Origin of the sequence: Pseudoalteromonas sp. MMG012 (genome assembly GCF_018100875.1) — a bacterium.
In the GTDB taxonomy this organism is placed as follows: Bacteria; Pseudomonadota; Gammaproteobacteria; order Enterobacterales; family Alteromonadaceae; genus Pseudoalteromonas; species Pseudoalteromonas aurantia.
Map to the genome: position 1 here is coordinate 1 of NZ_JAGJEF010000104.1, position 12031 is coordinate 12031.

The 12031-nt window shown below is 40.2% G+C and carries 12 protein-coding genes; 8 read left to right on the top strand and 4 right to left on the bottom strand.

The features are described from left to right. The first annotated feature begins 187 nt into the window (after positions 1–187). Positions 188–397: a DUF1289 domain-containing protein gene (locus J8L97_RS21100; RefSeq protein ID WP_211052594.1), complete on the top strand. Its 210-nt coding sequence runs from the start codon at positions 188–190 to the stop codon at positions 395–397. Between the two features lie 136 nt (positions 398–533). Here the strand turns inward: J8L97_RS21100 and J8L97_RS21105 are convergent, their stop codons facing one another. Further along, on the bottom strand, positions 534–2417 hold the full coding sequence (locus tag J8L97_RS21105) for a methyl-accepting chemotaxis protein (RefSeq protein WP_211052596.1): 1884 nt from the start codon (positions 2415–2417) through the stop codon (positions 534–536). Between the two features lie 88 nt (positions 2418–2505). On the opposite strand from J8L97_RS21105, the gene J8L97_RS21110 reads away from it, so the two are divergent. Together J8L97_RS21110 and J8L97_RS21115 are read left to right on the top strand one after the other, a co-directional pair. Further along, entirely contained in the window at positions 2506–3687 is a 1182-nt protein-coding gene (locus J8L97_RS21110; protein ID WP_211052598.1) for a porin, read from the top strand. Then, a complete protein-coding gene (locus tag J8L97_RS21115) occupies positions 3687–4490 on the top strand; it encodes an ABC transporter substrate-binding protein (RefSeq protein ID WP_211052599.1) in 804 nt (267 codons plus the stop codon). The genes J8L97_RS21110 and J8L97_RS21115 overlap by 1 nt, the downstream gene beginning before the upstream one ends. A gap of 99 nt (positions 4491–4589) precedes the next feature. On the opposite strand, the gene J8L97_RS21120 is transcribed toward J8L97_RS21115, so the two are convergent. Further along, entirely contained in the window at positions 4590–5030 is a 441-nt protein-coding gene (locus J8L97_RS21120; RefSeq protein ID WP_247688761.1) for a transcriptional regulator, read from the bottom strand. 184 nt (positions 5031–5214) lie between these two features. Beyond that, entirely contained in the window at positions 5215–5490 is a 276-nt protein-coding gene (locus J8L97_RS21125; protein WP_211052604.1) for a SelT/SelW/SelH family protein, read from the bottom strand. A 517-nt stretch (positions 5491–6007) separates the two neighbouring features. Here J8L97_RS21125 and J8L97_RS21130 point away from each other — a divergent pair. Next, positions 6008–6178 carry a hypothetical protein gene (locus tag J8L97_RS21130; RefSeq protein ID WP_192509598.1) on the top strand — a complete coding sequence of 57 codons (171 nt, stop codon included), beginning with the start codon at positions 6008–6010 and terminating at the stop codon, positions 6176–6178. 109 nt (positions 6179–6287) lie between these two features. Here the strand turns inward: J8L97_RS21130 and J8L97_RS21135 are convergent, their stop codons facing one another. Next, entirely contained in the window at positions 6288–6914 is a 627-nt protein-coding gene (locus tag J8L97_RS21135; protein WP_192509599.1) for an arylesterase, read from the bottom strand. Here J8L97_RS21135 and J8L97_RS21140 point away from each other — a divergent pair. From J8L97_RS21140 to J8L97_RS21155, 4 genes are all read left to right on the top strand, one after another. Continuing rightward, positions 6913–7626, top strand: coding sequence for an ABC transporter ATP-binding protein (locus tag J8L97_RS21140; protein WP_192509600.1), 714 nt, complete (start codon positions 6913–6915; stop codon positions 7624–7626). The two genes, J8L97_RS21135 and J8L97_RS21140, sit on opposite strands and share 2 nt — an antisense overlap. Beyond that, complete coding sequence (locus tag J8L97_RS21145; RefSeq protein ID WP_211052606.1) at positions 7616–10117, top strand: ABC transporter permease; 2502 nt, start codon at positions 7616–7618, stop codon at positions 10115–10117. Before J8L97_RS21140 ends, J8L97_RS21145 begins: the two co-directional genes overlap by 11 nt. Positions 10118–10398: 281 nt before the next feature. Then, positions 10399–11589: a porin gene (locus J8L97_RS21150; protein ID WP_211052608.1), complete on the top strand. Its 1191-nt coding sequence runs from the start codon at positions 10399–10401 to the stop codon at positions 11587–11589. A gap of 10 nt (positions 11590–11599) precedes the next feature. Further along, a complete protein-coding gene (locus J8L97_RS21155; protein WP_192509603.1) occupies positions 11600–12004 on the top strand; it encodes a phosphate ABC transporter substrate-binding protein in 405 nt (134 codons plus the stop codon). Positions 12005–12031: the final 27 nt, after the last annotated feature.

The following is a 12031-nucleotide window of genomic DNA, read 5'->3' on the forward strand; positions in this document are numbered from 1 at the left end:
TATTACTGCATAAAAGCGCCTTGATATTGAACAAAATAGCATCATTGGATTGTACGTAAGTTTGTTTTCAAAACATTTTCTATTCCAAAACCCTTATCCAAACCTGAGGTTAGGTATGTTTTATTGTGTTGCACTGTATTTTAGCCCATGATTAAATTTATAGTGCTTCTTAGTAATGGAGAGTGTGATGGTCTCGGTTAAATATACTCACTCTATAACGCTTACTCAATCAATTGATATACCGTGTGTAAGACGCTGCTGTTTGGATAATAACGATGTATGTATTGGCTGTTATAGAACACTCCAAGAAATTTTAGACTGGCATGAATTGTCGACGGAACAAAAGCACTCGGTAATACAACAGTGCAACCAGCGAAAGTTGAGCTGTGAGCGCTAGAGTTGGCTATGCTATTTTTCAGCAGAGCATTTTACTAGGCATACTGTGGAATAAATACTGTCAAGTACGCGTTGGGCATCGATATATGTCGCAATAGCTCATCGCTAATTTTTTGCGATTGTTGATTGTACAGCGCTTACAATGTGAACTTAGAAAGCAGTGATTCTTGTTCGTGCGCATGGCCTGCTAATTTCCCACTCGCCGTAAATTGCTTATCAGCAAAGCTTCCGACTTCTACACTAATGTCACTGATATAACTGGTATTCTTATTGATCTCTTCAATAACGACACTTTGTTCTTCTATCGCAGTGGCAATTTGAATATTGCGATCCATAATCTCTTTAACAGATTCAGAAATGTCGCTGAGCATGACGGTGGCTTGCTCTGTTTGTTCGACGCACGACTGTGTTTTCTCTCGACTTGAGCCCATTGCGCTTTGTACTTGGTTTGAAGAAACCTGTATTTGACCAATCATGGATTTTATTTCAGTGGTTGACTCTTGTGTTTTAGACGCAAGCGAGCGAACCTCATCAGCCACGACTGCAAACCCTCGCCCTTGTTCACCTGCGCGTGCCGCTTCTATTGCTGCATTAAGGGCAAGTAAGTTAGTTTGTTCGGCAATGCCATTTATCACTGATAAAATGTTCTCAATGCTTTTACTATACTCGGCTAATTGCGTGCTTAATTCATGTGACTTAGATATTTCGTCAGATAAATCCGTGATATGGGAGCGAGCCAAACTGAATACCTCTTGTCCTTGCTCGGTTTTTTCATTCACTTGAGTGATAGAGGTTGCAGCTTGCTGTGCACTACTTGCAATTTCCGACGACGTGGTACTCATTTGATGCATCGCAGTTGCCAAGCTTTCAATTAAGCTTACCTGCTGATCCAATCGTTGTGTTGACTGAGTCGATAACTCTCGGGCTTCATCACTACTATTAACAACAAGATCGGCGCGCTCTTTAACGCTTTTTACTAACAGCTGTAGTGATTCCAAAAAGCGGTTAAATTGTCGAGCAACCGTTCCACATTCATCTTTGTTTATGATCTCTAATCGTCTGGTTAAATCCCCTCCACCACTGGCCATTGTTGTAATGGTTTGCTCTAAATCTCGTAGTGGCTGAAGCAGCTTAATCGCTAAACTTCTCATGATGACAGATCCGAACAAAATAGCCAGGATAGCGATCACAAGTGAGTTCACCGTGATATCAGTTAATGTACTATAAACTAAGCCTTTGTCCATGAGCACTGCCAGGTACCAGTCAGTCCCAAACTCATTTTTCAGCTGGTGTAAATAAAATATTTTTTGACCATCTCTGGTTGCTATTTCAATGAGTTGATCAGATTGGTTGGTATTTAAACCAGGGTACAAGCTATTGACGTTTTTACCATTATAATCGCTTTCTTGGTGAGAAATAATGACCCCACTTTGGTCAACGAGAAAGGCGTATCCGGTATTATCAAAGTTCACTGCGTTCACTGTTTTAGCGATGGTATCTAGGCTTAAATCTCCCCCAATAACACCGGCAAAGCCATTCGCGGTGTTTATCGGAGACACAACAGACAGTAACAAGTCACCTGTGGCAGCGTCGGTATATGGGCTAGTAAAAACCGTACTTTGTTTTGATCGCGCGAGCTGGTACCAAGGTCGTTGTTTAAAATCCACATTCGGAGGATTTCGTCTATTTGGGTCATTAGAGCGTAAGCCGGTCTCTGTTTCTAGCGTCCCAAAACTGAGTAAAAATGCGGTACGAAAGTACGGAGTGTCCAGTACTCGTTGAAATTCATTTGGGCTAAAATCTTGCTCTAACTGACTTTTTACAACTTCTATTTGATGTGCTTTGGATGCCAGCCAGTTGTCGATACTGATGGAAAGTAAGGCGGCATTATCCGTCACATATGCGCGTGTCTTATTTTTCATCGAGTCATTGACGAACCAGTATGTCGATAATGTTGTAACGCAAATGATAGTCAGAATAACGAGCGCTGAGGCGACGGAAAACTTAGTACGGATTTTCATTATAATTTCTACCGCTGATTAAAAAACACTCATGTATGCAAAGTGTTGACTATAATTCGATTATTCGCAACCCTTAAATGTGAACAAAATGGAAAATGTAACTTACTCAAATATCGGGATGTTTTGTGTATTGATCAGTTGCGCAACGATGCCTGCATATGCAGCACAAAGACAGGTAACAATGGCTGATATTCAAGCACTTGAAGCACAGCTTGCCGAACTAAAAGCTCGCCTAATAGCACAAAGTTCTGACTCTCAGTCAATTCAAGCGGTGAAAAGGCCAAAAGCAAAAGACAAAACGAGAGCGGTATCGGCGTTACATTCGACAACACAAGTAGAGACTAAACGTGAGAAAGAGGTACGAGTATACGCAACGGTAAGGCCAACATTTGGGTTAATTGATGAGCAAGATGAAAGTAATTTAGATGTGCGAGATGCGTTATCTCATACCGGTATTAAGGCGGTTCATGAGTTTCAACCCGGCTGGCGTGCTGAATTGCACGGTGAATGGAGCATTGATTTGGCGAATGAAGGCAACTTTGGTCGCTCTAGACGCGCTTATACTGCTTTATCTACGCCTTATGGGCGTTTTGGTATTGGCAAACAAAGACCCGCTCAGTACTTATTTATAGCTGAGTATGTGGATATTTTTAACCATGGTGCGAGCCCTTTTGCCTATGACCCAGAAAGTATTTTCTTCGTCGATAACCTGGTGACGTACCGTTATGAAACGGGTCCTGTTACGTTTATTGCCGTGGGGCAATTTGACGGTAAGGAGGGGGATAACCAAGCTGACTTAATTAATATCGGTTTGAGCTACGATAAAAATGGCATTCATGCTGCTGTAACATATCAACATAATACTGCCTATGAGCAAGAGCAAAAACTGGGAGACAGCACGTTGTGGTCAGGGGCATTGGCTTACCAGTTCACCGATGATTTTTATGCAGCGCTTGCTTATCAAGCGAAGGAGTATGATTACTTTACGGGAAACCGAGATGGGCATACTTTTGACATGTCGATGGCTTATCAGCTTACTAAACATTATAAGCTTAAAGCAGGCTTTTTTGATTTTGATGATGGGCATATAAGCCTAGATCCAAATAACCAGAGCTTTGACGGATACAATCTAACGTTAGAATGGCTACCTGTTGATTCGCTGCGCTTACATTTGGAGTACCTAACGAAATCGTTTGATAATAAAAATGAATTTGACTCGATTTCTGTTGGTTTTAGATATGATTTCAGTACAAAGTGGCAGTATGAATAATGGGATATAAAGTACTTTTAGTGATTTATTGTGTGGCCGTATTAGTGAGTTCAACGCTATTCGCACAAACAACATTAGAATCTAAAGTGCAAAAAGTAACTATTTTAGTGGATGATAGTTACCCTCCATATACCTATGAAAGTAATGGCGACTTGTATGGGATTTATGTTGATTTAGTGCGCCAAGCTGCACGTTTACTAAAAGATGAATACGAGATAGAGTTACAACCTGTGCCTTGGAAGCGGGGTGTTGCCGCGCTGGAGCAAGGGGCTGCATTTGCGTTGATGCCCCCGTATATTCATATGAAAAAAAGGCCTTTTATTTGGCCTTATTCCATCGCATTACAAGAAGAAGCGGTGGTTGCTTTTTGTAATCAAGGTAAGACCCTTGTCAATGTGTTATCACGACCTGATTCAGCTGAGCCAATTAATGTTGGGCTTAACGCTGGTTTTATGATTTTAGATGCGGCACTAATGGAGGCGCAAAAGCGTGGCAAGATCAAGGTATGGGAAAATAGGAATATACGTTCAAATATAATGAAGATGCGTAAACAGCGTATCGATTGTTATATCAATGATAGGTTATCTACGCTCATCGGTTTGAATAATATCAGGCATTCCGATCCGAGTATTCGACTAGAACAGTTTATTGAAGACAAAGTGATATTACGGCGTACAGCACATATTGGTTACTTAAGGGAAAAAAGTAAAAAATACCCATTTAAATATGATTTCATCAATAAAATGGATGGTGCGCTAAAAATAGTATTAGAACGCCAAGAAGATGGTGTTAAGCTCCAATAAGCCGGTTTGTATTATTCTAATAGGACGATTTACATAAACAATGAAGCTTGCACGTTGCGTCACCATGTGTTGTAAAGGCTAAAATGTTTGGCTACAAAACTAGTAGCCGAACTTTTGTTGTATTTTACCTAATGCACGTTTGAACCAAGGTAAATTATCAGCGTTGTTTGATGTAGGCTCACTAGTAACATGTGAAGATGTTGCTTCAGGCGTATGGTTCGGTTTGTCAGTGTTTGCTTGTTGATTTACCGATTCTAATGGTAATTGCCATTGATAGCCTTTGCGAGAGAAAGTCTTTACTGCGTCATCCCCAAACAGGGCTCTGAGGTGTCCAATACTCTGAAATACCATTTGATCAGAGACGGTTTTCTCTGGCCACACCTTTTTAAGTAATTCGGCTTTACTGTGCACTTTGTCTGTATCGAGTAGTAATATCGCGAGCATTTGCGCATGCTTCTCTTTAATGGAAAACTTTTTACCAGCATTAAAAAGCGTGAGCGTATCGCAATCAAACTCAAAATCATTAAATCTGAATTTCATGATATTTTTCATACCCCAATTGGGACGTACCTGTTTTTATTTTTTTGCAAGCATAACATATTCATTACAAAATCGGGATGTAATCGTTAAAAGTTATTTATATAACTGAAGATAAATCATATTAAGTGCATTGAATTACTACTAAAGGCAGATATACTGGTGTTTTTTAAGCACTTTATGGTTGTTACGTATCTATGTGCCCCAGAGACCTTGATGGGTCTAATTGATCACGCACACGGCGCTTGAGTATTTTCGCCTCAGGAAATCCTTGATCTAACTCCCTGCACCAAATCAGTGTGTTATTGTAATATATTTTAAAGGTTCCTTTGCTCGCGGGTGACAATGATACTTCAGCTAAGTCATCAGAGAATGTAGAAAGAAGCTCTTGAGCCAGCCAACCGCTACGAAGTAGCCACTGGCATAACACACAATATTGAATTGTTATTTTAGGTTTGTGCAATGAGTTCAGCCTTATTCTTACGATGCATAGAGGGGAAATTACCTGATGCGTAGGTAAATGAAAAGTTTTATCGCAGTTTGTGAGCAGGAGACAGGTCAAGTTTAGATTAAATCTCTAGCAAAAGTATTTTTTTTGTACATTGCTCTTGAAAACAAATAAATCACCCACAGTAATGTTTTAAGCTTATGGAAATAGTGAACATTGAGTTTGGGGAAACAAGGATTTGGAATTCCATTAATTTTTTTATTGTGTAGTTGATTTTTATTTGGTATATTCCTCCTCTTGATTTTAATAATCATTATTGTAATGTCCTTTCTTACCCTGATCCAGTAAGCCAGCATTAAAAAAACGAAAGCTGAATTATTGTACGGCGACCAAAAGCAAGACTCGAAATCTCGTTGCTAAAGTAAAGTCCTCTTGAACATGTTTACATGTTGGAATATCGTCAAAACTGTAGTGAAGCTTATATTAAATTAATCCAGTATAGAGTCTGGATACAAATTATTGTGAGTTTTCTATGTCATATGAATATAACGGATCTATGATCCAAATCGCACATCCAGTGCAATCTATTTCTGTAAATAAAAGTACCGTAATTTATGCGGACAGAACAGGAATGAAAAATACTCGGTTCGCCACAACTGGTGATGCCCGAAGTTTTATTAAATGGCTTACTGCAAAGCATTAAGCCATGTATGCTCAGTATTCACAAAGTGCTTGTCTTTTTTAATTAAGAAAGGGCTTTGTGTTTACTAAACCTTCTTATCTTTGCGATTTCTCGCCTTTCCTGTAAAGTTTTACTTCGAACTAGCTAGCCATTTATCTATCTCTGTATACATAAAATCACGAATAATGGGCTGTGCCTTGGCATTTGGATGTAAATTATCATTTTGCATCAGAGAGTTATCGACAGCGATTGAAGTCATAAAGTACGGCATTAAATATGTATTTGTTTGCTCTGCCACAGACTGATAGCTTTCGGTAAACATACGGGTATATCGCGGCCCCAAATTCGGCGGAATTTGAATCTCCATTAGCGCTACTTTGGCACCTGATTGATGACTCTTTTCGACTAATTGCGTGAGATGCTTTTTTAGTACCTTAATTGGAAAGCCCCGAATCCCATCATTACCACCGAGTTCAATTAAAACGTGACTTGGTTTATGTGTTTGTAGCCAGGCGTCAATTTTGAGTAAGGCATTGTCTGTTGTCTGTCCACTAATGGCCGTATTGATTATTTCGATCGGTTTTTTTTCTGCTGCGTATTTATTTTGTAACAAATAAACCCATGCTTGGGCTTGTTTCAAGCCGTAGCCTGCGCTTAAGCTGTCACCAATGAGCATTATTTTGTCTTTTGCGACGCTAGTAAATGGAAGCAGCGTTAAGATAAATAACACCGTAAACTTTAGGAAAAAACGAGTCATGTCAGTACTTTCTCAATTAAATATAATTCAAGTCGCTGGGTTAACCAAACGAGTGAGTACCCTCGAAGGGGACCTTACTATCCTTAGCGAAATTAATTTTTCTGTCAAGTCTGGGGAGTCAGTTGCTATTGTAGGAGCGTCAGGCTCAGGTAAGTCAACGCTACTGAGTTTATTAGCTGGGTTGGATATTGCGACTGACGGTGACATACACCTTGATGGTGATGCTTTAAGTACATTAGATGAAGAAGCACGGGCACAAGTTAGGGCGCAAAAGGTAGGATTTGTGTTTCAATCGTTTATGTTGGTGCAAAGTCTTACCGCATTAGAAAATGTGATGCTTCCGGCAGAGCTCGCTGGTGATGTTAATGCCAAGGAGCAAGCGATTGCGTTACTTGAGAAGGTAGGGTTGTCTCATCGATTGGCACATTACCCCTCTCAACTTTCGGGAGGAGAGCAACAAAGGGTGGCCATAGCTCGCGCTTTTATTGGTGAACCGAAGATTTTATTTGCGGATGAACCCTCTGCAAATTTAGATAGCAAAAATGGCCAGCTAATTGAAAAACTATTGTTTGATTTGAATAAACAAAATGGAACCACATTAATTTTAGTGACGCATGATGAACACCTTGCGCAGAGTTGCCAACGTGTGATTCATATTGAAGGAGGCAAGTTAGAGCAGATCAGTGAAGGAGGAGCGGTTAATGTGGGTTAAATTAGCATTTAAATTGTTTGCTCGAGAGCTTCGTCGCGGTGAGTTGACGATTATATTTGCGGCAATTGCTTTGGCGGTTTTAACGGTATTTAGTTTGTCGTCAGTCACTGAACGAATAGGTTTAAATATTGAGAAAAAAACCAGTGACTTCATTGCAGCAGATCGCAGACTATCTAGTAATCATGCTTTTACTGACAATTATATTAATGAAGCCAACCAGCAAGGGTTAGAAACGGCATCACTGTTGTTTTTTGACTCAATGCTATTTGCAAATGATGAGCTAGTTTTGGGGTCAGTGAAAGCGGTCACTGAGCAGTATCCATTACGAGGCATGGTGGAAATAAAAGACACATTAGAGAGTGTGGGTTATGAAATTCGTGGCGGGCCTAAAAGTGGTAATATTTGGCTCAGTGAAGGGTTATTTTATACCTTGAACGTGAATGTTGGTGACACAGTTGAGCTTGGAGCTGGTCAATTTACCATTAGCAAAGTGTTGGTCAGTGAACCTGATGCGCCGTTTTTTTCACTCGCTGGTAATAAACGCGTATTGTTAAACTATGCCGACATTGGCAGTACAAAAGCCGTTCAAGTTGGTAGTAGGGTATTTCACCGTTTGTTGTTTGCAGGTACTGACGCACAGTTGTCTGACTATTATTTATGGCTAAAGCCACAATTGAAAGAAAATCAAAATTGGGAAGGGGTTAAAGATCGCCAATCACCATTAGGTGAAAACTTGGCGCGTGCGGAGCGATTTTTATTACTGGCTGGCTTGTTCGGTATTATGCTTGCAGCAGTGGCAATGGCTGTCTCTGCAAAACGGTATTGTGAAAGGCAATATGACCCTGTGGCAATGATGAAAACACTCGGAGGAAGCCGAGTTGTAATACGCAAAATATTTTTAACGCATCTCGCATTAGTGACGAGTGTTTCAATTATTATCGGGTTGAGCATCGGCTTTGTATTGCAGTACTTCGGTGCAAATTACCTAGCACAGTTTATGGGGGCGGAGTTACCTAGTGCAGGCATAAAGCCATGGTTATTGTCAGCATTTATAGGTATGACTTGCGCTTTAATGTTTTCATTAAAACCTTTGCTTGATTTGTTTGATATTCCACCTCTGAGGGTCTTGCGCCGAAATTTAGGTGACCGCTTAGCGATAAGCCGTATTCATATGGCATCATCTTTGTTCACTATTTTTTTATTAATGTGGCTATTCAGCGGTGAAATAGTAATTACACTTATTTTGTTTGGATCTAGCTTATTGGTAATTGGAGTATTATTTGGTATTTCTAGGGCGCTTTTCTCATTTGGGAGAAAGTTAGGTTTAAGCCCTGGGTCAAGTTGGTCACTGGCAATTGCAACCTTACAAAAGCGGGCGAATGCCAATGCGGTGCAGCTCATTAGTTTCGCTTTGGCGATTAAGCTGATGTTATTTTTAGTCGTTCTAAAAAATGACATGATTTCAGATTGGGAAATGCAAGTGCCAGCTGACGCACCAAACGCTTTTTTCATCAATATTGCTGAGCAGGATATTGAACCAATTACCACTTTTTTCAATAATAACAATATAACCCATGAAGCATTTTACCCCGTATTTAATGCACGGGTTAATGCCATTAATGGCGAAGAGCTTGCACGTCGAGTGTCAAAGCAAGAGGGAGAAGAGCGTGATGAAGATGCTCGAGAGGGTGTTAGCCGAGAACCAAATTTAACATGGCTGTCAGAAATCCCTGAAGGCAATGAAGTGATTGAAGGTGAGTGGTTTAGTAATGGTGATGACATTGAAGTGTCGGTATTTGAAGGCTGGAAAGAAGTACTCGATCTAGAACTGGGTGATACGATCTCATTTTTGGCTAATGAACGGCGTTTTGATGCGAAAGTGACCAGTTTTAGAAGTGTCGATTGGGGCACGTTGAAGCCTAACTTTGTCATGATATTAAGCCCAAATATGGCAGGTAAAACGCCGGTAACTTATTTCAGTGCCGCTAAATTGGAAGCACAGCATAATAAAGGTGTGAGTCAATTGCTGCAGCGCCATCCAACGATGAGTATGATAGATATTAAGAGTCGCTTGGAGCAAGCACAATCAATCATCGCGCAGGTGTCGCTTGCGATAGGGTTTGTATTGTCGATTGTATTAGTCAGTGGCGCACTGGTCTTGATCTCTCAAGTCCAGGCCAGTTTAGCTGAACGTATGCAAGAAGTGGTGATTCTAAGAACCTTAGGGGCTAGAGGGCGCTTAATTAAGCTGGCTACACTGTATGAATTTGTATTGCTGGGGGCTATTGCTGGATTTGTTGCTGCCCTTGTGAGTGATGTGGCGTTATTGCTTATTCAGCAGCAGCTTTTTGACGTTGCTGGGCGGTTACATTGGTATATATGGCTTTTAGGGCCAATCAGTGGCGCCGCGTTTGTTGCGACAATCGGATACTTTATGGTGGCAAATACAATGCGGCAAAATACGCAAGGATTATTGAGGAATTTATCTTAAATTGAGGCGAGTATTTTGTTTACATTAAGGCCACATTTCAGTGGCCTTTTTATTGCGTGAATAATCATTGCCTCTCACGCTTGGGCTCTTGCGAATAAGGAGTGAGCATCGGCATCCGTACTCAGTGACTGTTAAGTTAAGTACCTATTTAAGTTATTAATCATATGCTTATATTCTTCAGTTCGGTTTTTTACAACCAGCAAATAAATCAATAAAGTGGATTCTAGCGTCTATACTCACATTGCAATCAACGTAAAATTTATTAAATATGGAATGATGCTATGAAGAAACGACTACTCGCTGCTGTTGTTAGTTTGGCTTGTATTAGTCTAAATGTACAAGCTGAAATTAGGATTAATGGTTTTGCATCCATTGTTGCTGGTCAAACGTTAGATGACGATACGAGGTTGTATGGTTATGACGATGATATTTCTTATAAAAATGAGAGTATGTTTGCATTACAACTGTCGTCTGACTTACAAGATAGACTGAGTGCCACAGCACAAATTGTCGCTCGAGGTAACGAAGATTTTGACGCCGAATTTGAATGGGCTTATGTGAGTTATCAAATCAATGATGACTTAAAAGTGAGTGGTGGAAAAATGCGTATCCCATTCTATCGCTATTCCGATTTTCTAGATGTTGGATATGCTTATCGCTGGGTGAGGCCTCCTCAATCTGTTTATAACTTTGCTTTTTCAACATATGAAGGTTTAAACCTATTACACTCGACCACATTGGGCGATTGGGACTCGACAACTCAGCTTATATACGGTTCATTCTCGGGTAGGGTCCCCTCTGCAGCGGGGGCGACTCCAGAACAAGTTGAGTTGAATGACTTAGCGGGTATAAATTGGACTATATCCTATGACTGGTTTAGTGCAAGAGCTGCTTACATCGTTGCTGAAACGACAATCAGTGCCTCTAGTGTTGTCGGCTTAACCGCGGCTCTAAATGGATATGGCTTGAATAATCAAGCAAATAGTTTGCTAATCAGTGAAGATGATGGCGCGTTTTTTGGTTTAGGGTTTTCTATCGATTACGATAATTTTCTGTTTGATGCAGAGTATACCGAAATAGAAGTTGAGAATAGCTTATTGCCAGATCAAACACAGTATTATGCATCCGTTGGGTATCGAATAGATGACTGGACCGTGCATTTAACTTACGAAAATAACGATGATGAGCATGATTCTAATCGGTTAAATACAGTACCGGCTTCCATTTCTGGGCCGAATGGAACAGTTATTCCCGTGTCACTAGATCCAACGAATGCAAATTCACCATTATTACGAGATGTCACTAACCAAGTTTTGTTGGGAGCTAAGCAGGAGAGCAGTACTGTGAGCGTAGGTGCTCGCTATGATTTTCACCCTTCAGCTGCGCTTAAAGTTGATTTAAGCCGTTATAATGATGATATCACTGATCAAGATATAGACGTGTTGGCAGTGGCGATAGATTTAGTATTTTAAGGAGTGAACAATGAAAAGCCAAATTGCTTTATGTTTATTTATGAGTGCCTTTTATGTCAATGCTGAGGTTGCTGTAATCGTGAACGCCAGTAATGGCAATAGTTTAGATAAAAGTGCGATATCAAAAATATATTTAGGAAAATCGAAATCTTATGCTGATGGGACTAAAGTGAAAGCTGTAGCTCAAACAGGCACATCTGTTGCAAAAGCATTTACGCAAAATGTGGTTGGCAAGTCGAATAGTCAGTTTAAGGCTTATTGGTCTAAGTTGATTTTTACGGGCAAAGGCACGCCACCAAACCCATTAAGTAATGACCAAGCCGTCATTGATTTTGTTATGAATAATCCAGAAGGTATTGGCTATATAGATAGCGCTAAAGTGACAGATAAAGTAAAAGTGGTTGGTAAATTTTAGCTCAACTATATTTTTAAATACAAAAGG